Source organism: Methanosphaera sp. BMS (genome assembly GCF_003268005.1).
Taxonomy (GTDB): domain Archaea; phylum Methanobacteriota; class Methanobacteria; order Methanobacteriales; family Methanobacteriaceae; genus Methanosphaera.
Genome location: NZ_CP014213.1, coordinates 1,420,474 through 1,443,125, shown reverse-complemented (window position 1 = coordinate 1,443,125; position 22,652 = coordinate 1,420,474). Strand labels below are relative to the sequence as shown.

The following is a 22,652-nucleotide window of genomic DNA, read 5'->3' as shown; positions in this document are numbered from 1 at the left end:
TTTTTTCAGGTTCTCTTCTGATTAGGGGATAATTTCCTGGTAAATGATTTATTTCAAGCAAATACATAAATTCTTTAAAATCATCGATAAATATTGTAAAAATAGTTATTTTTTATAAAGTTTGATGCTATTATTTTTAAAATAACCTTTATTTGATTAATCATTTGTACTTTAACTTCTGATTTTAATATTAATTATTATTATTTGTAATGTGTAAATTATATATTCTATTTTTGATATAAATATTATCATTCAAGAAATAATTATTTCATTCGTTATTTATTGAATATATTATAATATAATCAAAATGGAGTTAATAATAAAATGTCAAATAAGAAAGCATTCTTATTTGTAATGGCTATTATTTTCTTGATTATCGGCGTATCTGCAGTATCAGCTGCAGGTGCATCCGTTGATGATGTAACATCATCTTCGGATATTTCACAAAATGCTGGGGGAGATTCTGTTAACATTCAAACGATTGTTAAAGAAGAATCCAATTTGAAAACAGCAAGTGTGTCTGATAATTTTGAAAATGATGTCAATGCAAATGATAAAATAGTAAAAGATGGGCAGAACATTAAAACTGCTCCGAAAACAATAGTAATTACTAATAGTACAATTGACAGCTATTTCGATTACAGTGAAGACAGTCTTGGTTTAAAAAGCAGTGTTTCTGCCGGTGATACATTGGATTTCCAGGGCAATATTGACAGGCCTGGTAAAACCCTTGTAATTGATAAACCGGTAAATATAACAGCTTCCAAAGCTAACAGCCGTATTTATTTAAATACAACCGCTCAATCCATGTTTGGTGATGATGAGATTCCATGTTTCATGGTTACTAAAGGGGGATCATACTCAAATATCAGCGGTATATTCCTTTATAATACACAGCTTTATGTTAAAAATGCCAATCATGTTACAATAAACAATATTTCTACACAAGTACAAAATCAGAGAGTAGGTAGTGGTGTGGGTCAAACTTCAATCAGGGACAACTCATCCTATATCATCATTGAAAACTCCACGTTCACAACCGAAAACAATGGTGGAAGTAGTACCTTTGTATTGGCATGGGCAAGTCACTGTACTATCCGAAACAATATTGTAAGAGGTATTGGAGAGGTGGGTAATTTAATATATCTGACAACATATAACGTTGAGGGTGTAAATGAAAATATAACCTCATCAAATACATTAAATTCCCACAATTTAATAGACAACAATACAATATATGGACCAGCAAACCCATCTTCCATTCGTTGGGGAATTGTAATCTGTGGTAAGGAGAATATTGTATCAAACAATAAGATCTACTACAACGGTACAGGTATTACACAACAGTATATGGCAGATGGAAGACCACAAAGTATTGACACAACAATCATAAACAATGAATTATATGGTTGTAAGTTATATTGTCCTGAAGGCGGAATAGTAGTTAACAACACAGTTCAAGGTGAGTTAGTACCTGCAGCTAATGCTCAGATATACAACAATACTGCAAATTCCCTTACTTTATCATCCAATATGATATTTGCAAACAATACAATTAACGGTAATGTAACAATACCATCAAATACAAAGAACATTACATTGGAAAACTGTACAATAAACGGTAATGTATCCGTAAAAACGGGTGATTCTTCAAGTTCTATTCCTGCAAACATTACCCTGGAAAACTTACAAATCAATGGGGCAATCACTCTAACCAGTAGAGATGGTGCAGTAGATACATTCACAGTTAAAAACAATAACATCACCGATGGAATATACTTATCCAGTAAAAGAAGCAATCAAATAAAAAACGTGCTAATAGAAAACAACATCATTAACTCTGATGATGAATATGCGGTATATGTAAATAAGACAGTGACAAATGTCACAATCAAAAACAATCGTATCAACTCAACATCCCTGGTTGGTGATGCTGCCGTATATGTAAACAGTGCAGATAATGACGTAACCATCAAAGACAACAAAGAACCACAAAAAGCTACACAAATAACCTTAAATAATGTTGCAAGCACAATTGTTGTGAATGAAAAATTAAATATTACCGGAACATTCAAAGTTGAAGGTAAAGGTGCCAAAACAACCAACATAACTGTGTATGATAACAATAATAAATTAGCTACAATTTCATCCAACGAAAACGGCGTATTCAGCTACACATTCAATACAACCAAAACAGGTCAATACAACATTTCATTTAAATTTGCAGCAAACGATACTTTATTCGCATCAAATGCAAGTAAAACCATTACCGTAAACAAGGCTCCAACCACAATTACAGTTGTTGCAAGTCCTTCAAGTGTTTACGTGACTCAAAAAGTTGCATTCAATGCTACATTTAAGGCTAATAATGCCGCCGCTAATGTAACTAGTCTTGATGTTTATGATAATGGTGTTAAAGTAACCAGTGTTGGTCCTAGTGGAAATAATGGTGTTGTAAGTTATACTTATACTGCTGCTACGGCAGGTAGTCATAACATTACATTCAAGTTTGCAGGAAATGCAAGTTATCTTGCAAGTGAATCTGGTAAGGTAATTACTGTAAACAATCCTGTGGCAACAAGTATCACATTGGCTGGTAACTCTTCAGTTTACTATAATGAAAGCCTGGTTATTACGGGTACGTTTAAGGCTAATAATGCTGCCGCTAAGGTTAACAGTGTGGATGTTTATAATGGTACTAAGAAGTTAGCTACCGTAAGTAGTGATGATACTGGAAAATTCACTTACACATTTAAGTCTACTGTTGTAGGTAATCATAATCTTAGCTTTAGGTTTGCCGGTAATGTAAGTCATCAGGCAAGTCAGGCAAATAAAACCGTTACAGTAAATAAGATTCCAACTGCTATTGTTGTAGTTGCAAGTCCTTCAAGTGTTTACGTGACTCAAAAAGTTTCATTCAATGCTACATTCAAGGCTAAAAATGCTGCCGCTAAGGTTAACAGTGTGGATGTTTATGATAATAACGCTAAAATAACCAGTGTTGGTCCTAGTGGAAGTAATGGTGTTGTAAGTTATACCTATACTGCCGGTACTAATGGTAGTCATAACATTACATTTAAGTTTGCAGGAAATGCAAGTCATCTTGCAAGTGAATCCGGTAAGGTAATTACTGTAAACAATCCTGTGGCAACAAGTATCACATTGGCTGGTAACTCTTCAGTTTACTATAATGAAAGCCTGGTTATTACGGGTACGTTTAAGGCTAATAATGCTGCCGCTAAGGTTAACAGTGTGGATGTTTATAATGGTACTAAGAAGTTAGCTACCGTAAGTAGTGATGATACTGGAAAATTCACTTACACATTTAAGTCTACTGTTGTAGGTAATCATAATCTTAGCTTTAGGTTTGCCGGTAATGTAAGTCATCAGGCAAGTCAGGCAAATAAAACCGTTACTGTAAATAAGATTTCGACTGCTATTGTTGTAGTTGCAAGTCCTTCAAGTGTTTACGTGACTGAAAAAGTTTCATTCAATGCTACATTCAAGGCTAAAAATGCTGCCGCTAAGGTTAACAGTGTGGATGTTTATGATAATAACGCTAAAATAACCAGTGTTGGTCCTAGTGGAAGTAATGGTGTTGTAAGTTATACCTATACTGCCGGTACTGCTGGTAGTCATAACATTACGTTCAAGTTTGCAGGAAATGCAAGTCATCTTGCAAGTGAAGCAACACAAACAATCACAGTAAAAAATCCTGCAACCACAAGTATAACATTAACATCAAACGCAACATCAATATACCTAACAGAAAAAGCAAACATAACCGGAACATTCAAAGAAGCTAACAAAGCCATAAAAGCAAACACAATAACCGTAACAGATAATGGTAAACAGGTAGCAACAGTTGGTCCAACAGGAACAGATGGTGTATTTAACTACATATTTGATGGAACAACACCGGGAAACCATAATCTAACATTTAAGTTTGCTGGTAATGTAAGTCATACGGAAAGTCAATCAAGCATAATAATAACAGTGGATGCACCTAACGCTACAGCAATACAGTTAACTACCAACGCTACCGAATTATTCGTAGATGAAAGTGCGAAAATAGATGCATTATTCACATTAGTCGATCAAACAACAGGTACTTATGTAGAACAATTAACTATTACAGACAACGATGAACAAATAGCAACAGTAGGTCCGGCTGACGATGGAAAATTAACATACACCTACCAGGCAAAAGAAGTGGGAAGCCATGACATAACATTTAAATTCGCAGGTAACGTAAGTCACATAGCCAGTGAATATACTATTACAATAGTAGTCAAAGAACCTGATGCAACTGAAATCACGTTAACTAGTGATGCTGAATCATTATACGTTGATGAGACTGCTAAAGTAGATGTATTGTTTGCTTATGCTGGTGAAAATGAAGGTACTTATGTTGGATCTATCATGGTAAGCGATAATGATGAATTTGTCACATTATTGGGTCCTTCTCAGGATGGTGTATTAAGCTATGAATATGTAGCAACAGAAATTGGCTCTCATGAATTGTCATTCATGTTTATTGGAAACAATACACACGCACACTCAGAAAGCATAATTACCATTATTGTCAAAGAACCTGATGCAACAGAAATACAATTAACAGTAGATGGTGAAACAGCATTCAATCAATCAGAATCTTCTGTAATCAATGGGGTATTCAAATTTGCAGATGAAAATGAAGGCACATATGTTGACCTAATCACAATATATGAAGATGATGTGGAAATAGCTACTGCCGGTCCAAGTGATGACGGTACATTCACATACACATACACTCCACAAAAACCGGGAGATCATGTATTAACATTCAAATATGCAGGAAACAACACCCATGCAGCTGCAGAATCAAGTATAAACTATTACATAAGAGGATATGTGCTTAAGGTAGATACAACCGATTTCATCAAAGGTCAAACTGCTACAATACAGGCAAGCATATACTTTGAAAATGAAGTATCACAGGATATTAACAAAGGTAAAGTAACCTTCAAGGTAAATGGTAAAACACTTAAAGATGAAAACGGTAAAATAATCTATGCTAAAATAGTAAATGGAACTGCAAAAATTGAAAATTATCTAATCCCAGAATCATGGGCAGATAAGAATTTCACAATACAGGCACAGTCAACGGCATCAAGTCAGGTACATATGCTTAAAAGTGAACTTGAAACTTTAAATGTACATGAAGAGGAAGGTCCTTCAATTGAAGAACCTCAATTAACTACTGAAGATGTTACAGCTAAGGTGGGAAGTCCAATCACACTCAAGGCAACACTAACAGACAATGATAAGGTAGTTAATGAAGGAAAAGTGGTATTTAAAGTCAACGGAAAATCACTTAAAGATGAAAACGGTAAAGTAGTCTATGCTAAAATAGTTAACAATGAAGCAGTTCTTGAATACACATTCCCTGAAAGTTGGAAACTAAAAGATTACACAATTACTGCTGTACTACTTTCAACTGATTACCCAAGATTGGAAGCAAATTCAACTCTTACATTAAGTAATTAGAGATAATTACTTATATTCTTATTTTTTTTCAGTTATATTAAACATTACAAGCTATTTTTTTAAATAAATTATTCATTTAAGATATTCTCCAGCATCTATCAAAGTATAACATTTCATTATAATTAAAACTCTTACCATTAAGTTAATAATTTTTAATAAACAAATATATTAATAAGATTAAATTTAAGGATTTTTATAAACAGGTTATACTATGGATTTGTACTTATTAGAGACTATGTCAATAATATTGATTACGGCGGTTGTAATCTTATTAATTTTCAATAAACTGAAACTTCCATCAATGATTGGGCTATTTTTAACGGGTATTGTACTGGGACAATTTATTACATCCACATCCATAATAACGAGTATCTCCGAGTTGGGGGTTATATTTTTACTCTTTATCATCGGTTTGGAGTTTTCAATAGAGAAATTTTCCGCAATAAAACATTATGCTATAGTTGGTGGATTGCTGCAGGTAGTGCTTACCACATTAATTGTGATGTTACTATCTTTATATGTAATGCCAGTTAACAAGGCAATATTCATGGGATTTCTAGTATGTTTCAGCAGTACTGCCATAGTAATGAAGTTAATCCAGAAAAAACAGTTAACCCATACGCTCCAGGGAAGAGTGACATTGGGTATCTTAATTTTTCAGGATATTGCAGTAATACTTGTATTGCTATTGACACCCCTATTGGGTGGTGAATCAATAGATTTGGTCATCTTGCCGTCAGTGTTAACTAAACTGATTGCATTGGCATTGATTATTGTAGTGGTCGGTTTGTTTGTTGTTCCAAGAGCACTTAAGGAGGCGGCAAAGACAAAAAATAGGGATTTGTATATGCTGCTGGTATTGTTCATTTGTATAGGTACTACATTCGGAACAACCGCTATTGGCATATCACCTGAGCTGGGAGCGTTTATTGCTGGTTTAATCATATCACATACGGATTATGCTCATCAGACATTGGGTTACATCCAACCGTTTCAGGATGTATTCATGAGCATCTTCCTGATATCCATAGGTTTGATGATTGACGTTAACTATTTTGTTTCCAATATCCTTTTAATCATGGCATTATCCCTGGTGGTATTGGTGGTAAAGTTTATAGCCACATTAATAACCGGTGAAATATTGAATATACCGATACGTACTACGATAGCAATATCAATACTCTTATCTCAGATTGGGGAGTTTTCATTTGTACTTGCAGGGGTAGGAATCACACATGGCTTATTAACAAGGGAAGTATTCACAATGTTCTTGGCTGTCAGCATCATTACGATGTCGTCAACGCCATTCTTGCAGAAGATTACACCACATGTCGTGGATTTATTCAAAAGGATACCTTACTTCCACGTTGATGAAGAATTAACTATGATTAAACAAGAGGAGATACAATCACAAGTATTGGAAGATCATGTTATCATCGTGGGTTTCGGAGTAAATGGAAAGAACTTGTCACGTGCATGTTACCATTATCACATACCTTATGTTATAGTTGACTTAAATCCGTTGATTGTGGAAAAGGAAAAGGCATTGGGTCTTCCGATAATATATGGTAATGCATCAAACGAGTCTGTACTTAAAGAACTTAAGATTAATGATGCAAATTGTATAATTATAGCTACCTCAAACTATGAAAGTACATTGAAGACAATTGATGCAGCTAGAAGATTAAATCCGGATATTCACATAATCGTCAGAACAAGATATCTTAAAAATGTGGATGAAGTTTATGAGGCAGGAGCTGATGTGGTCATTCCTGAGGAATTTGAGACAAGTATAGTAATATTCACTAAATTAATGGATTATTATGATAAGGATGTAGATGAGATAACCGACACTATCGATACATTAAGATCGGATAATTATTATGAATTCAGATCCATTGCACCTGAAGAGTTAACAACCAAGTTAAATGAAAACTTAACTGATTTGATGGTGGATTCAATATATGTGAAAGATAAAAGAAAGTTGGACGAATATGGATTCAAAAAGCATGACTTAACGGTAACGGCTGTAATAAGGAACAACAAGACAATTCTTGGGTTAAGTCCTAAATTTGAATTGCAGCATGATGATTTGATATTATTTACAGGTAGCGAGAATAACATTGATGAATTTTTTAAGGATGGACATGAATCAGAGAGGGGAGTTTAGAACAGCTCCATACATTATTTTTTTTAAAAAGGGGATATTTCAATGACTAAAAAGACTAAACAAGTGTCAATAAGTGTGGATAAAGAGGTATGGGATGATTTCGTTAATAAGATTGAATCCGTTGAAGGAAAAACCTATGGGAAGATAGGTCCAACTTTAACAAATTTAATCAGGGAATATTATTTATCTCCGTCGGATGATTCAGGGGATAATAAGAAGATAACTAAATTGGAAAAAGACTTGTCTGATGATTATAAACGTATTGATAATCTTTTAATTCAAAAGGAAGAATTGGAGAAGGAAAATTCACAGTATTCAAAGAAAGTTCAAGAATTGGATGATGGGATTGAAGGATTAAATAATCAAATCATCAAATTAACTGATGACTATGAAACAACATTAAAAGATAATGAAAAATATGATGAATTATTAAATGACTTGGAGGATAAAGTACTAAAATTATCTGAAGAAAATCAAAGATTAATTGAAAGTCTTAACATTAAATCAGAAGAAAATAATGAAATCTATATCACGGCAATAAAAAATGAAGAAAAATATATTAATCAGATTTACAAATATAAAAATCAAATAAAAAGATTGACAAAAAACAATAAAATACTCATCAAACGATTCAAGTACACTAAAAAATCCAACAACACTAGCAATAAGTCAAGGAGTCATAGAAATACTGGCGAATCAATAGATACAGATACTATAAAAGCTCAACAGTTACAGAAGCAGTACAATGAATACATGAAGCAATTCGAGAACATAAAAAGAAAATGAGTCTGTTTTGTTTTAAAAAATAATTGCTATGAAAAAATAATAAACGTATTAAAAAAAAGAAAGGATTCTTTTGTGGTTTTTATAAACCACAACTGAGATTCATATCCTCTTCTTTAAGAGTTTCACCAGAGTAAATATTCTCTTCGGATACAATCTTTATTAAATCATGCACTTCATCCGAGTAGGAAACCTTAAAACCTACCGCTCCACCAGCATTATCGATTTCAATGTTGTTGATGTTCCAATTGTTTTCTTCCCTACCATTGTTCATGATATACCATATGCTATTTTTAAGAATGATATACAGATGACCTCCACCATAATAGCTGTTGTCCCTGAAGCTATTTGCCGGATCATAAACAACATCGGCTACCTTTAACAGGATGTTCAGTTTCTGTTTTGGTCGTGATGCACTGAAGAATATTTCTTCGAGCTTAAGCTGAGCTTCTTCTTTTATTTTTCTGTTTTCATCATAATGTTTGCTTTTTTCAGCCTGTTCTTTCTCTCTTTTAGCAAGTGTTTCTGTTATATTGAGAGCTTCTTCTACTTTGGGTGCATCATCATGGGTACACATCCATCCTCTTGGATTGCCACTTATTTTCATTATGTCCGGAAAGTCTGCAGGAGCAAAGTTTGTCATGTATTTCTTAGCTTTTTCGAATTCTTCTTCGGGTATTTCCTGATTCAGTCCATATAATTTTCCGTACTTTACTTCATCAGTACACTTAACGATTAACTTTAATTCTTCTTTATTATTAGTCATAAATTTACTTCCAAATATTATATATAACTATTTTTAAATACATATTTATAATGATTATTGTTGGATGTTATTATGAAAATTAAGTATACTTCAATTAAGGTTAAAAATATTGTAAAATCCTTGAAGTTCTATAAAAAGATATTCGATTTGGATGTTGTGGATGAATATTATTCTGACAGCATTTCTGTTGTCATGTTAACCGATGGAAATATAAATTTGGAGTTGATTGAGGATTCCTCTGGTGAATATGGCTTGAATAATGTGGGTTTTGTTGTAGATGATATGGGAGATGTGTTAAAAAGATTGGATGAATTTGATGTGGACTATAAAAAGCAATCCATAACTGAGGGTAATTCTATTCTATCGTTATGTGATTATGATGGTGTGGATATTAATATAATTCAAGAATGATATTTTTTTCAAAAAAAAGGTTAATTCAAAAATAAAGGGGTTATTGGGAGTTATATTAGTAATTGGGGTGCGTTCAATACAGTTGCAATTACTTCTCCTTCTATTGATTCCAGATATCCTGTTAAAAATACTGCTATGATGTATAATATTACTAATAATAATACGATTTCAATAGCCGTAATCAGGGACTTTCTACTGGTTTCTTCCATTATATCACCTCTTGATTATTTCTTTTTCAATCTTATATTGTTGAAAAATATAAAAAAGTTATATTTTTAGACATACCTAAATTCCTAATTATTACTATGTTTTAATATCTATATATATTTATCACCCCAGTTTTCATTAAATTTTTTCAATGATGTCAAGTTAATGTATTTTTTGGGGGGATTTTTATTTTGTTTGCCGTGTTCTTTTAAATGATCTTTTGTCGTATCCTTCTTTAAAACCATTTGTTGTCATTGTTTTGTTAAATAAATTAGTTTCTAGTGTTTGTATTCGGTATTTTTGTTTATTGTTCTTAGTTTGAGTATTTTATGCTTTTTTTGTGTATTTTCTTATTTTTAATACAGATGTTGTATTAATGAAAGAATTATGAAGTGGTACTTCATTTATTTCATAACAGAGTTATTGTTTACGTTAATGTAGGGGTATGATAATCTGGTTGAAAATGAAACTTTATTTACTGTGTAATATACTTTTTCTATGTAAAGTACTTTAAAATGAAAAAGAAATTAGGGGATTTTATCCAGGATAAAAAGCAATGTGGATTAATTGGATAATAATGTATAAAGTATAATACTAAATAACTATATATAGTAAACACCCTGTTTTTCAAAAAGATTTGGTTAAAATATCCTTGTTATTAAATCAAAATTTTCTTATAATAGGATAAACATATAATATATCAGAGTCTATCAATGAGGTATAATAATGTATTATATAATCGAACAATCCTTAGAAAACTGCACCAAAGAGGAATTATTAAGCTCTAACAAACAATATGTGGCTTTAATAAATTCACAGGAATGGAAAAAAGAGAAAAATATCTTTAAAATGGGAATAGACTTTGAACCCAAAACAACAGATATTCACGTAACAAAGGCAGAAGAAAACTACGACTCGATTACAGGTACATTTTTTATACCCAAAAGGGATGACATACAAGGAGAAGAAATAAAATTCGCATTTGCATTAGACGAAAAAGGAATAGTATTCATTGATGATAGTCAAGAAGCAAGAAAGATAATACGAAAAATAAAAAGACGAAAAAAATGGAGATTGCCAAGTCTTGAAAGGTTCCTATATGACTTCCTGAATCAAATCATAAGACACGACTTCAGATTAATGGAAGAATATGAACAGGAACTTGATGCAATGGAAGATGCAATAGTATTTGACGATGAGGAAATAACAACCAAAAGGGTAAACGATATCAGGGCTGATATAAGGGATTTACGAAACCACTATGAACAGCTGTTGGATTTGGCGGAAGTATTTGAAGAAAATGAGAATGGTTTCTTCAAAGAACATAACCTAAGATACTTTAGGATGTTCCTGAACAGGGTGGAAAGATTAAAAGACATGTCTAACTCCATTAGGGATTACACAATGCAGGTTAGGGATGTATACAAGATGCACTTGGATATCAAACAGAACCATATCATGACAATACTTACTATAATAACCACGACATTCACACCTTTAACATTCATAGTGGGATGGTATGGTATGAACTTCAAATACATGCCCGAGCTTGATTTCTACTGGAGTTATCCCTCAGTGCTGTTGTTGTGTGTTCTAATTACTTCAACAACAATACTCTATTTCAGAAGAAAAAGATGGTTATAAAGGATGTGAAAGTTATGATGTTAAAATGTGACATATGCGGATGTGAATTTGATCACACACAAGCAGGAGACTGCGACTGTGGAATGGGCTGTGGTGGACAAAACGTAAAATGTCCTCAATGCGGATTGCATTTGATTCTGCCGCCTGAATTAAGAAAAATAAAAGAAAAAGAGGAAAACTCAAAGTCAATGCTGGATAAACTAGCAGAAGAATTAGGTGTACAATAACCTAATATCTCTTTTTTTAATAACAATTATTAGTGTTAATTTTTTGAATAAATGATAACTGTATTTTAATCAAGTTGTATTACATTCTTTTCTAGTGTAAACTCGATAGGTCCGTTTTCATCAACATAAAACTCAGTTTTTAGATGATTTGGAATGTTCTGTGGCTTAATGCTTTCATGATTTAACTTTAACTTTGCACCTACATCGCTTTTATGAAATACTTCAAAAGGAGCCTTTTCAATAGCGTCAATTATTAATTTAACATTGTCATTTGCATTTTCAATGTCATAATCCATTATCCATTCATCTTCAACTTTGTATTCTATTTCATCAATAACGCCAATGTCATCATTAATCAATCTGAATTCAAGGGTTTCACCTTCATATGTACAGTTACAATATTGCACTATTTCCTCAACGCCGTCCATCATCAATGCATCTAATATATTATTTATTTCCATATAATCTCTCCGTTAATTATTTTTCATGTCTTTTATAATGAAAAAATCATTATCTTCTTGTTAATTATCTATATTATTACTACTAAATTAATCTATTGAAAATAGTATTCTCAAGTTAGATTTATCTTTTTTGTTAATTTCTCTTTCTCATCATGTGATATATTACTTTTTATATGTAGGATAATATTAAATCTTTGCCATTATTTCAATACAATCGTTTGAATGTGATGATTTGTATTAACTAGAACAATCTGTAAAAATTTGGAAAATTATTATAATAAAATATTCAAAAATAGTAAAGAGTTGATGATTAATAATCATCAACTTTTGCCGGTAGCTTTGTAAGAATGGCCGGTAATATAATCAATAATGCTATGAGTATTGACTGTACGGTTAAAGCAAATACATCGCCTGAAGTAAGCAGTTCTTTCATACCTGAAAGCCATAATACTGTTAAAATTGCAGGAATCAGATATTTAATCATGAATTTCCATTCATTACCTAAACGTAATATGGTGGCGTTCTTATTTAGATCGTCCATAAGATTATCCACACCATAAATCCATCCGATGATGATTATTTCTAAAAGTGCATTCAGAAGTAATCCGAATTGACTTAAAAATCCATCAAACAGTCCTATGATAGTACTTCCACAGCTAGTACAATAAATGAGTGATACTGCACATCCAACAATACAAACTAAGCTGACAATATGTCGTCTATCGGAACCAAACTTATTTGTAATTGAAAGGGTCACAGGCTCAATTAATGATATTGTTGAGGTTATACCTGCAAATAATATGCATAAAAAGAATAAAAATCCTATTATGTTACCCATAATTCCCATCGTGTTAAATACTTGTGGGAATGCTACAAATGCCAGACCTGTTCCTTGTGTAACCAGTTCATTTAATGCTATGCCGCTGGTTGAACTCATATAACCTAAAATACCAAATACTCCAAATGCCGTAAAGACTTCAAAGCCACAGTTAGCAACTGCTACCCTAAGGGCACTTCTTGGAATATCCACGTCATCCGGTAAATAACTGGCATAGGCCAGTACAATCGTTAAACCAAGATTAAGTGAGAAGAATATTTGACCAAAAGCCGCTAACCATATGTCCAGCTTGGTTATCGATGTCCAATCCGGTGTGATAAATTGGTTTACCCCAATCATAGAACCAGGTAGGTTTAAAGCGTAAAATACTATAAAAATCATTATAACAAATAATAATGGTATGAGTATTTTATTGGCCTTTGCAAGACCATCATTGATATTTTTATGAGAAATAAACCATGCAATAACCCAGATACATATTAATGCAATCAGCACATATAATGAAATACTTGTAAATCCAGAAAATCCATCGATATTGTTCAAAATTACGTTTGTAAAGAAATTATCCGGATTTGAACCCCAACTTTTAGTTATACTTGCCGGGATATAAAGTAAATCCCATGCGACAATACATGAATAATATGTCATTATAAAAAACGGCACTAACTGAATATACCATGCCAAATATTCATATTTCTCATTGATTTTTCTGAATACTTTGGTTATACCTGCTTTAAATTTATATCCTGCCCCGTATTCGATAAACAATAATGGCAGTCCCATTAATAAAATTGATATGATATAGGGTATCAGAAATGCTCCACCACCATTGGTGTATGCTATATATGGATATCTCCATATGTTACCAAGTCCAACGGCCGAACCAATCATTGCTAACAGAAAGCTTAATGTACTGTTCCATTTAACACTTTCGGACATAAATCTTTTCCTCCATTAGTTATTACTATGTAAATGTTTATTTTTCAATGGATTAATAGTTATGCTTTTTTTTTAAAGAAATCTGATTAATTCAATTTTTCATAGAATGAACATTGGTTAATCATTGTTTATTTGATGCTTAGTTAATTGATGATTATTTATAAAAGAAAGGGGGGTGAATTAGTTATATTTGTTTAAGTTCACATATTTAAAAGTGTATGTTAAGAGTAATGTCTTGTTAATATAAATTGCTGAAGTTTTCTTCAACCTTCAACCATAATCAGCTTACCCGTATTGGAGTCCTTGTAAACCTTTCCCATCTCATGATAACCGCTACCTGAACTGTTAATGTTTTGGGGGGTGTCATCCAGTTCCTGGCCTTGAGTAATTTCAGAGGCGTCCTTCATTTTATTCATTACCTCCTGTTTTTGGTCCTGTGTCATATCTGAAAATACAACGCTTTGCATGTTCCAGCTTATTACAACAAAAATCAAAAATCCCACAGCCAATACCAGCATGGCATCAACCAAGTTGGCAGTACCAGACATTGGATCTTCCTCATGATGAGCATTTCTGCGTCTTGATTTTTTTCTAACCATTATAATCTCCCCATCTTATCAAGCAGTGCATCAGTCAGTGCATCTAAATCAGAGAGGTAATGTTCGTACCAACCTCTGCGTACCTTTGAAAGTACATATGCCAAAGCACCAGAGCCTATTCCCACAATCGTAGTATCAAAGGCCACTGTCAGTGACTGGGCAAGGGTTGTAATGTCGCCTGCTCCTAAAGCGGCAAGTCCAGGACCCATTGGTATCAACGTTCCCATAAGTCCAAGTGTCGGACCAATTTTTGTTATGATGTCTGTTTTTTGAAGGGTATTTTCTGTTTTTTCCTCTTCTGTTTCGACCAATCTTCCGGCCAATGCTTCACGGGATGTTTCAGTAAGCGAATCTGATTCTATTATCCTGTTCAAAACATCTTTTTGTGATTGGGGTAATTGACAATTACTGACAATTGCATCCAATTCATTTATTGAAGTGGCATTATTGATATCATATATTAAATTGCTTATCGTTTCAACAGAAACCTTCTTTCTAGATGTATACTCAGATATAACCATTCCCAGCATTACTACTGTAATAATAAACATTATGGACAATATTATTAAAACAGGTATGGTTAAACTTTGACTTATAACATCCATAGTTCCTGTGATTAAATTTGTATAGGGTATAGTCGTATTCATATATTAGCCTCCTTTTATTTTAATAACGATTTTCTAATATTCAACAATAAACCGAATATTATCAATCCAATAACTATTATTATAAATATAAACATGTACTCTATAGAGTAAATTGTTATATTGCTTGTTTTTTGTAATGCAGTTGAAATGTTTGGTAGGAATAATGCAGTAAATATGAAATATTCACCAAACAGTAGCATATAATTACTAAGTAATATGGGATATGGTTTTTTAATTATATCGATATATTTTGACGTTAAATAACAAATGGTCATAATTATCAGCAGCAATGCACATGAATAAAGATTCAACCTATTTACTGATAACTCAATAGTTGGTTGTATAACCATGATATTTATTGCCATGGTGAATATACAACATGGTATGGATATTCCATGAGCTATCTTTATGCTATCGAAGACATGGTCATCGTTTTTATATTTTTTAATTATCCTGTATGCTCCAACAATCATCAGTATTGCCATAATTCCATAAATGACCGTAATATAGTCACTTAAAAAACCACTAAGGCTTATTGGAAATAAGGACAATATTTCGGTTAAGAGGAATATACCTCCACAATAAGCACAGCATATCATTATAAATGATCTTCTGTTTAACTTACTCAATCCTGAGGATATACCCACTTCGATTCCAAATGCAAGCAGCATAGAAATAAAACTAATCTGCCATATTACACTTATTACATTCATCGTAATCTCCGTTTTTTTTATTTTTTATTCTTTAATAGTAGTATAGCACCTATCATTAACACTATGATTATTATCATAACTGATATGATAAGTATGTTTGAGTCAATACTATTTGTGGTTGTACTATCCGCTATTTTTTTCATATTTTCTGATAATGACTTGTCATCATATTGATTTAAAATAATCAGTCTATCGGATACTTCCGGATGACTTTTAAGAAATTCCTGTGCAGTATCCTGATAGCTTACAACAAGAATATGTTTATTTGAATTATTTAACATATGTTCCAGTTGATGAGCCACTTCGTCTTTGGAAGTAAACTTATATACACTAATATTAATGTTTTCTTTATCCGCTATGTCCTTTACTTGTTGGCCATTATTGTCATCGGCTATGACCATCTTATCATTGGTCACATCTACTCCATGAGCAGATAGCACAGTCAAGCTGGCCATTAATATTGTGAGAATAAGTAATATGTTGATTAATCTATTGTTCATATTTCACACCTCATATCTTTATTTTCAACAGCTCCGGTTTAATCTTGCTAATGGCATTGACTATCATAACTGTTAATATTCCTTCAACTATTGAAATGAATAAATAAAAGGGTATTAATGTTGATGCTAATGCCATTAGGGTCGTTGTTTTACTAAGTAGTAATACTATTATTTGGCCTATCGTTGCCAGCAGTATACCAAACATGGTTGATATGAATATTGCATATTGCCTATTTATTTTTTCAAATAGGGTGTATATGACATAGGTGGACATGCTAATAACGACTCCTATTATCAGGAAATTTGCACCAAATGATGTGAGACCACCCATACCTAAAAGTAGTGCTTGTGATAATAGACTTATAAATGATACGAAGCATGCATTATAAGGGCCTATGAGAAACACTAGTAATGCTATTGTAAAAAAATGTATTGGTAAACCCAAGGGTGATGGTATTGATAATGAAGAGATTACTGTCATAAACACAGAGTATATTGCTATTTCAACGGTTGTCTTTTCCTTATATTCATCCTTTGAGAATTTATAGAATACTATCGAAATGATTATAATTGATATAATCCAGTAAACAATCGCTTGATTTAATGGAATTATTCCATCAGGTAAATGCATCTAATGCCTCCTATCTATTTCTTATAGTATCTATCAATACAATAGCTAAAAATCCTATTATAAGGCTTAATGTTAATATTATAATGTTTTCAATGGAAAACATTGAGTTATCGTCTTGAATGTCTTGGCTTGAATTATTACTAATGTTACTATCAGTAGTATTATTTATACTGGCATTATCTGAAATGTTCGTGCCGCTTTCATTGTTATTGTTTGTTTGTTGTTTGGTTGATTCCTGTTGGGATACCTCTTGTTTTTGATTGCCGCTTGTCGTAGTAGAAGCTTGTTGCTTAGCTGATGACTGTGAACTGCTACTTTTTACATTTGATCTGTAATTGCTGGAGGATGATGATTGTTTGCCTGATGAACTACTCTGTGGTTTATAACTACTGGATGATGCACTATGACTTGAATATGAACTACTGCTATGTGTAGATGATACCTCCTCCGGATATTCATGTCCATGACCTGGGTGAGAATATACAGTAGTAATAGCTAATGATATTACTGTAATAAAAATAATCGTCAATAGTAAATATTTATTAAATCTAATATTAACACCTCGAAAATTAGTAAAAAGAAAGAATAAATGTAATTCTTTCTTTAATTTTTATTCATCTAATTTTTTCTGTATCTGATAAATCCATAACCAGCTAAACCACCAACTAATATTAATGATCCAGCGAAGTATAATATGTTCATTGAATTATTGTTTGTTGGCGTATTTTGTGATACTTCATAAGCTTTTCCACTGTTTGGTTCAGGACTTTCTGATGATTCAGGACTTTCCTGTGTATCTGCAGGATTATCTGAAGTTTCGGTGTTTTCTGCAAGAGCAGCTGTTGCTGCTACAGTAGTACCTACAGATACTGTGTTTGGTGATGCAGATATGCTTGAACTTGTGTATCTGTTTGTGTTGGAAGATGATCTATGATTATTGTTGTTATTTTGATTAGTGTTTTGGTTGTTATTTTGATTAGTGTTTTGATTAGTGTTTTGGTTGTTGTTTGTGTTGTTGTTTTGTGTATTTTCGTTGTTGTCATCTGTAGCATTTTGATTTGCAGAGTTTTGTGCCATTACTTCCTCTTCAGTTAATACTGGAAGATTTTTTATGAATGTCATAGTGTTCAAGTCACCAGAACCAGATTTAAGTAAGTTAAACTGTTCTTCATTGATAAATCTTTCTTCACTAGCTTTAACAACAGGTTCTTCCAATATTTTATCATTAGGGTTACCTTTGTTTAAGTCAATGAATGCCTGGATTTGTGTTGCACGTTTAGCTTCTGAAGTAGAATACATACTTGTATCAACTACTGGCCATTTGAATGTGATTATTGATGCTTTACCAACTTTTTTAGCATCATCCCATACAACTAATACTCCTTCATCAGTTCCGCCTTCAACATATGATGATTCAGTTTCGCTATTTGGTAATTTTTGAACAATAAACGTTCCCATACCAGGGGATATGCCTAAGATGTAGGTTAAACTGTCATCTTTACAGTAGGTACTTGAAGCGATGTATGTGTATGATTCATTTTCATGTAATGGATAATTTTTCTGTATGTAATCTGTTATAAAGAATCCTGGTTGTACACCTGGACATACGTGGTTGTGGTATAGGAAGGACATTATCTGATCGAAGTTTGGATTTGCTTTCCAAGCGTTTGCAATTGTTTGTATACTGAACCAGTTGCCGTCGGGCATAAACGTTTTTTGGATTTCGGCTAATTTTTCAGAATTATTTAATGTGTCAATACCAATATTGACTACTTTAGAACCGTTTAAGTCTCCTACGAAGAATGTTCCGTCAGGATTATATCTTAAGTATGCTGCATATACATCATCACTGTTAGGGTTACGCATGATGAATGCAAACCATAACGGTTTCCAGAGAGCTTGATGGTATTGTAGCATGTCTTTACTGTATAAGCTTGTACCTAATGTTTCATAAAGACCGTCTCTAACTAAAACAGTTTCCTGGCCTTCTAAGTAAACATATCCTGCTGATGTAAATACAGCGAAGTCGATGTCATCTTTGAATATGTCTATTCCTAATTCTTTTTCAAATATTTCTTTACCTTTGGTAGCAGCTTTTATTCCTATGTTTTTCATTTGGCTGTCACTTAAAGAACCAACATTGGCTGTTGTGGTTGTTCTTTTAGCTTTTGGTAAGTTTAATGATAAGATATATTCCATGTCTAATCCATGTGAATCAATAGCTTGTATGCTGTGATCTTCATCTTGGACTACGTCACTAGCTGTTCCCATCAAGTAGTAGTATTGTTCTTCAGTTAAGTTAGTAAATTCATATAGGAATGTTACTAATTCTTCAGGACGGTTGTTAATTTTGTTAATCCACCAAGTGTCATATTGTAATTCTTCTAGACTTCCTGCATCTGGGTTGATTCCTGTTTCTTTCGTGAAATCTGCTTTGGTTTTGTTGGAATCAAAGGTCATGATTATTAAATCGCCGGTTTTATCATTTGCAAACCATCTGATAAATCCAATCATGTTTTCGGTAGCACCTGTTGCCGTGGTGTCTATTCCAACATAACCTATTTTACCTACAGTTGCATCTAAGAAGAACATTGCAGCATCATCATCTGATCCGCCTGGAACTCCTAATATTTTATAGGATGTTATGTCTCCAGGGGAACCTCCACCCATAGATGTTTCTTGTACTGGAGGGTAATACTGAAGTAATGCTTTAACAATACTATATCCACCAAGTGTACCTTCACAAATGTGTCCATGGAATGCAGCCTCTTGAAGTACTTCTCTTGATACTCCGGCTGCCCAACCATTTGCTAAACTAGCAAATGACCATGCATTTTCACCACTTAATGCATTAAAATAGGCATTCCACTCTTGTTTGGTCATGTCTTTTGAAATTGTTCCTAAGTATGATGGTTTAAGGGAAGCATTTTCATAGACAACAACTTGTAAATCCTTACCTTTTTTTGTAATAAATGCAAAGTCAATAGGATCAACTGCACTATCTCTTAACATTAAAATATCGGTATAGGATATTTTGCTACTTCCATAGTTTAAGATACCTTCAATAGCTTCTTCAGTAGTTTTGTTGTTTAATCTGGCAACTCCTGCAGAAGTTACTACTAAAACATCGTCAGCACCATTGAAATTCAATACCTTATCAGCAGCGATTGTTGCATCCCTACCGAGTTTATATGCTTCAGTAGCTGTTAATTTAAAGGTTACTGGTTTATCTGTTGAAGTGATTATTTTACTTTCGGAGTTATATCCGGATGTCATAGCGGTGATGTTGTATTCGGTATTTAATATACTGTCATTAAATTTAAGTGTAAATCCATTGTTTGAATTTATTGATCTGTTAAATTTAATTTCACTGCCGTTTGAAAATATATAGAAATCAGGGGTGACTGTTTTCACATCATCTGAGTATTGATAATCTACTTTAACGTCTATATTTTTTTCGGAAGTTTCAATTTCTTGAGAATCTGAAATGCTATCGTCAGCATTTGGTGTTTCTGAAGTTACCATAACATTTGAATTGTCGACTGTATTAGCGTTACTTGTTGTCATTGTAGTGTTGTCGTTAGTAACATCTGCTGCAGCAACAGTACCTAACATTACTAAGAATAATGCAAGGAATGTTATTAGATATACTTGTTTTCTCATGTTTTCCTCCTTTTTATTTAATTATATTGGTGATGTTCTTTTTATTTTGCATTTTAACTTGTAGTTAAATGCAATTATGGTTAATAATTTATTATTTTTTTATAATAATTACTTATTGAACATCAATAATATTATGTTTTAATACTTATTTAAATATTGTTATTACTTTTTTTCTAAATAACGGTGTTATAGTATTAATTACCTAAAAAAAGCCTTTAAATCCATTTTTCGTATTATACTTTTAATCAATTATTTATTAAAGTATATCTTATAAAACTAAATATTACTTGATTACCTAAATGTATTACACGTATCATATATAGTTTATAATAAAAGAATAAATAATTGTTAAAGAATATAACGTACTACTTTTAACTTGGATTATGGTGGATTAAAGAAACTATCTATTTTTAGGTGGTAAATGGATTAAAAAGAAGATTTTAAATAGCGTAAAACATGTGAATACGCTGAATAATACTAAAGAAACACATGCTAGTGACCAGATTTTTTAACAAGATACATCTATTTTGTTTTCCATATAATCACCAGTCGATTATTAATAATTTCATGTCTTAAATGGAATTTTTCTTAATTATAATATCCTATTTGTTAATATAATCATACTGGATATAATGTTTACATATATGTACTATGTTTGTAGACAAAAAGTTTATTCAATTTAATGATTCAATAGGTATAATGGGATCATAAATTATTAAAATTAAAGAAACAACATCATTAATATAGTTTTATATAAAAAAAGTTTATTTTAAAGTAAAAAGAAGGTGAGGGGTGGTTAGTTTTGGTTTTTTCTACCTTTATTTACATAGTCTCTTCCTTTTTTAACACCATAAGCAGTAGCGGCACCACCTAAAATCAATTTGGATAATGAGAATAATGAACCTGAGTTTCCTGCTTTAACTCCAGCACCTAAAACTTTTGAAACACTGCCTCCTTTTTCCAAACCTTTCAACACATCAAAAGAACTTGAAAGGTTGCTTTTTGATCTTCCGCGACCCTTGAAGGAAGAACCCCTTTTGCCTTTGAATGATGATCTGCCTTTCTTGGATGATGTTTTACTTGATTTATCGTAATCAAAGTCCTGTTTGGCTTTTTCTTTCTCTTCTTTTTTCTTTTGGTTGGCTAAGGCTTTTTCCCTTAATTTATCATATTCTTTTCTTTTATCACCATCAGATAATACGTCATATGCTTCCTGGCTTAATTCATATTTTTTCTGGGCTTTAGCACCATTATTGACGTCAGGATGATACTTTTTCATGTTGCATTCATATGCTTCTTTAATTGTTTCATTATCTGCATCTGATTCTACATTTAATATGCCATAATAATCTTGAATATATTTGGTCATTTTAGTTCCTCCGAATATTTTTTCACATACTTTTTTTCTTTATTTTTCGTATTTCACTCTCATGATATTATATGTAATTGGCTTATAGTATATTTTACGATGAAATTTTACCTATTTCATAAACTTATATAAATTTTGGTTAAATCAACTTTTACACGAATATATATTGGAATTAGAGTATAGTATTATATGGTTTCTGGCTAAGATTAATTTACCCATCTGCTTTTTTTCTATATTGCATGTCAAGTTTCAATTGATTTGATGAATAAATTAAAAAAATAGGCTTGTGATTCATCAATAATGTTTATTTCTTGAGTTCAATCTTTTAAAAAAAGGATTGATTAGATGAATATTCATCTATGATTATTTGGAGCGTAGTTTATTTATTTTTTCTTTAAGTGACTGGTAGAATTCCTTGATTTGCACATGTAATGGGGGTGGTGCATATTTATAGTCTTCTCGTGGATCCATTAAAATGTCTACACGTCTTTGATAGTCGGGATGCGTGTTGTAATATTCATCCCAGTCAAAATTCTCTTTATCAATCATTTTAAT

At 32.2% G+C, this 22,652-nt stretch carries 19 protein-coding genes; 6 read left to right on the top strand and 13 right to left on the bottom strand.

Going from position 1 to position 22,652, the window contains the following annotated elements:
* Positions 1-324: 324 nt before the first annotated feature.
* The 3 genes from AW729_RS04960 to AW729_RS04950 all read left to right on the top strand — a co-directional run bounded on the left by AW729_RS04960 (position 325) and on the right by AW729_RS04950 (position 8,485).
* Positions 325-5,529 (top strand): Ig-like domain repeat protein, encoded by a 5,205-nt coding sequence (locus tag AW729_RS04960; RefSeq protein ID WP_112124068.1) that lies wholly within the window; start codon positions 325-327, stop codon positions 5,527-5,529.
* 235 nt (positions 5,530-5,764) lie between these two features.
* On the top strand, positions 5,765-7,699 hold the full coding sequence (locus AW729_RS04955; RefSeq protein ID WP_162685802.1) for a cation:proton antiporter: 1,935 nt from the start codon (positions 5,765-5,767) through the stop codon (positions 7,697-7,699).
* Positions 7,700-7,741: 42 nt separating this feature from the next.
* The gene (locus AW729_RS04950; RefSeq protein ID WP_112124066.1) at positions 7,742-8,485 is read left to right on the top strand and encodes a hypothetical protein; all 744 of its coding nucleotides are present in this window, start codon (positions 7,742-7,744) and stop codon (positions 8,483-8,485) included.
* Between the two features lie 79 nt (positions 8,486-8,564).
* Here the strand turns inward: AW729_RS04950 and AW729_RS04945 are convergent, their stop codons facing one another.
* Complete coding sequence (locus AW729_RS04945) at positions 8,565-9,248, bottom strand: hypothetical protein (protein ID WP_112124065.1); 684 nt, start codon at positions 9,246-9,248, stop codon at positions 8,565-8,567.
* Between the two features lie 72 nt (positions 9,249-9,320).
* On the opposite strand from AW729_RS04945, the gene AW729_RS04940 reads away from it, so the two are divergent.
* On the top strand, positions 9,321-9,659 hold the full coding sequence (locus AW729_RS04940; RefSeq protein ID WP_112124064.1) for a VOC family protein: 339 nt from the start codon (positions 9,321-9,323) through the stop codon (positions 9,657-9,659).
* A gap of 50 nt (positions 9,660-9,709) precedes the next feature.
* Here AW729_RS04940 and AW729_RS11245 read toward each other — a convergent pair whose 3' ends face one another.
* On the bottom strand, positions 9,710-9,868 hold the full coding sequence (locus AW729_RS11245; RefSeq protein ID WP_162685801.1) for a hypothetical protein: 159 nt from the start codon (positions 9,866-9,868) through the stop codon (positions 9,710-9,712).
* 724 nt (positions 9,869-10,592) lie between these two features.
* Here AW729_RS11245 and AW729_RS04935 point away from each other — a divergent pair.
* Both AW729_RS04935 and AW729_RS04930 read left to right on the top strand, forming a co-directional pair.
* Positions 10,593-11,510, top strand: a complete 918-nt coding sequence (locus AW729_RS04935) for a CorA family divalent cation transporter (RefSeq protein ID WP_112124063.1) — start codon at positions 10,593-10,595, stop codon at positions 11,508-11,510.
* Between the two features lie 14 nt (positions 11,511-11,524).
* Entirely contained in the window at positions 11,525-11,737 is a 213-nt protein-coding gene (locus AW729_RS04930; protein WP_162685800.1) for a hypothetical protein, read from the top strand.
* Positions 11,738-11,802: 65 nt separating this feature from the next.
* On the opposite strand, the gene AW729_RS04925 is transcribed toward AW729_RS04930, so the two are convergent.
* The 11 genes from AW729_RS04925 to AW729_RS04875 form a co-directional block, all read right to left on the bottom strand.
* Complete coding sequence (locus AW729_RS04925; RefSeq protein ID WP_112124061.1) at positions 11,803-12,198, bottom strand: hypothetical protein; 396 nt, start codon at positions 12,196-12,198, stop codon at positions 11,803-11,805.
* 310 nt (positions 12,199-12,508) lie between these two features.
* Positions 12,509-13,975 carry a sodium-dependent transporter gene (locus AW729_RS04920; RefSeq protein WP_112124060.1) on the bottom strand — a complete coding sequence of 489 codons (1,467 nt, stop codon included), beginning with the start codon at positions 13,973-13,975 and terminating at the stop codon, positions 12,509-12,511.
* A 263-nt stretch (positions 13,976-14,238) separates the two neighbouring features.
* A complete protein-coding gene (locus AW729_RS04915) occupies positions 14,239-14,574 on the bottom strand; it encodes a DUF2149 domain-containing protein (RefSeq protein ID WP_112124059.1) in 336 nt (111 codons plus the stop codon).
* The gene (locus AW729_RS04910; RefSeq protein WP_112124058.1) at positions 14,574-15,221 is read right to left on the bottom strand and encodes a MotA/TolQ/ExbB proton channel family protein; all 648 of its coding nucleotides are present in this window, start codon (positions 15,219-15,221) and stop codon (positions 14,574-14,576) included. Before AW729_RS04910 ends, AW729_RS04915 begins: the two co-directional genes overlap by 1 nt.
* A gap of 14 nt (positions 15,222-15,235) precedes the next feature.
* Positions 15,236-15,934: a DUF2162 family putative transporter gene (locus AW729_RS04905; protein WP_112124057.1), complete on the bottom strand. Its 699-nt coding sequence runs from the start codon at positions 15,932-15,934 to the stop codon at positions 15,236-15,238.
* Positions 15,935-15,951: 17 nt separating this feature from the next.
* Positions 15,952-16,434 carry a hypothetical protein gene (locus AW729_RS04900; protein WP_112124056.1) on the bottom strand — a complete coding sequence of 161 codons (483 nt, stop codon included), beginning with the start codon at positions 16,432-16,434 and terminating at the stop codon, positions 15,952-15,954.
* A 10-nt stretch (positions 16,435-16,444) separates the two neighbouring features.
* Complete coding sequence (locus AW729_RS04895) at positions 16,445-17,065, bottom strand: energy-coupling factor ABC transporter permease (RefSeq protein WP_112124055.1); 621 nt, start codon at positions 17,063-17,065, stop codon at positions 16,445-16,447.
* A 10-nt stretch (positions 17,066-17,075) separates the two neighbouring features.
* Positions 17,076-17,594: a hypothetical protein gene (locus AW729_RS04890; protein ID WP_112124054.1), complete on the bottom strand. Its 519-nt coding sequence runs from the start codon at positions 17,592-17,594 to the stop codon at positions 17,076-17,078.
* Between the two features lie 89 nt (positions 17,595-17,683).
* On the bottom strand, positions 17,684-20,728 hold the full coding sequence (locus AW729_RS04885) for an FmdE family protein (protein WP_236951267.1): 3,045 nt from the start codon (positions 20,726-20,728) through the stop codon (positions 17,684-17,686).
* 796 nt (positions 20,729-21,524) lie between these two features.
* A complete protein-coding gene (locus AW729_RS04880) occupies positions 21,525-22,097 on the bottom strand; it encodes a J domain-containing protein (RefSeq protein ID WP_112124053.1) in 573 nt (190 codons plus the stop codon).
* Between the two features lie 363 nt (positions 22,098-22,460).
* Entirely contained in the window at positions 22,461-22,646 is a 186-nt protein-coding gene (locus tag AW729_RS04875; RefSeq protein ID WP_112124052.1) for a hypothetical protein, read from the bottom strand.
* Positions 22,647-22,652 lie beyond the last annotated feature (6 nt).

What these genes read in the sequence shown, in the direction of transcription:
- AW729_RS04960 (WP_112124068.1), top strand. Translation starts at nt 325, where the DNA reads ATGTCAAATAAGAAAGCATTCTTATTTGTAATGGCTATTATTTTCTTG.
- AW729_RS04955 (WP_162685802.1), top strand. Translation starts at nt 5,765, where the DNA reads ATGTCAATAATATTGATTACGGCGGTTGTAATCTTATTAATTTTCAAT.
- AW729_RS04950 (WP_112124066.1), top strand. Translation starts at nt 7,742, where the DNA reads ATGACTAAAAAGACTAAACAAGTGTCAATAAGTGTGGATAAAGAGGTA.
- AW729_RS04945 (WP_112124065.1), bottom strand. Translation starts at nt 9,248, where the DNA reads ATGACTAATAATAAAGAAGAATTAAAGTTAATCGTTAAGTGTACTGAT.
- AW729_RS04940 (WP_112124064.1), top strand. Translation starts at nt 9,321, where the DNA reads ATGAAAATTAAGTATACTTCAATTAAGGTTAAAAATATTGTAAAATCC.
- AW729_RS11245 (WP_162685801.1), bottom strand. Translation starts at nt 9,868, where the DNA reads ATGGAAGAAACCAGTAGAAAGTCCCTGATTACGGCTATTGAAATCGTA.
- AW729_RS04935 (WP_112124063.1), top strand. Translation starts at nt 10,593, where the DNA reads ATGTATTATATAATCGAACAATCCTTAGAAAACTGCACCAAAGAGGAA.
- AW729_RS04930 (WP_162685800.1), top strand. Translation starts at nt 11,525, where the DNA reads ATGATGTTAAAATGTGACATATGCGGATGTGAATTTGATCACACACAA.
- AW729_RS04925 (WP_112124061.1), bottom strand. Translation starts at nt 12,198, where the DNA reads ATGGAAATAAATAATATATTAGATGCATTGATGATGGACGGCGTTGAG.
- AW729_RS04920 (WP_112124060.1), bottom strand. Translation starts at nt 13,975, where the DNA reads ATGTCCGAAAGTGTTAAATGGAACAGTACATTAAGCTTTCTGTTAGCA.
- AW729_RS04915 (WP_112124059.1), bottom strand. Translation starts at nt 14,574, where the DNA reads ATGGTTAGAAAAAAATCAAGACGCAGAAATGCTCATCATGAGGAAGAT.
- AW729_RS04910 (WP_112124058.1), bottom strand. Translation starts at nt 15,221, where the DNA reads ATGAATACGACTATACCCTATACAAATTTAATCACAGGAACTATGGAT.
- AW729_RS04905 (WP_112124057.1), bottom strand. Translation starts at nt 15,934, where the DNA reads ATGAATGTAATAAGTGTAATATGGCAGATTAGTTTTATTTCTATGCTG.
- AW729_RS04900 (WP_112124056.1), bottom strand. Translation starts at nt 16,434, where the DNA reads ATGAACAATAGATTAATCAACATATTACTTATTCTCACAATATTAATG.
- AW729_RS04895 (WP_112124055.1), bottom strand. Translation starts at nt 17,065, where the DNA reads ATGCATTTACCTGATGGAATAATTCCATTAAATCAAGCGATTGTTTAC.
- AW729_RS04885 (WP_236951267.1), bottom strand. Translation starts at nt 20,728, where the DNA reads ATGAGAAAACAAGTATATCTAATAACATTCCTTGCATTATTCTTAGTA.
- AW729_RS04880 (WP_112124053.1), bottom strand. Translation starts at nt 22,097, where the DNA reads ATGACCAAATATATTCAAGATTATTATGGCATATTAAATGTAGAATCA.
- AW729_RS04875 (WP_112124052.1), bottom strand. Translation starts at nt 22,646, where the DNA reads ATGATTGATAAAGAGAATTTTGACTGGGATGAATATTACAACACGCAT.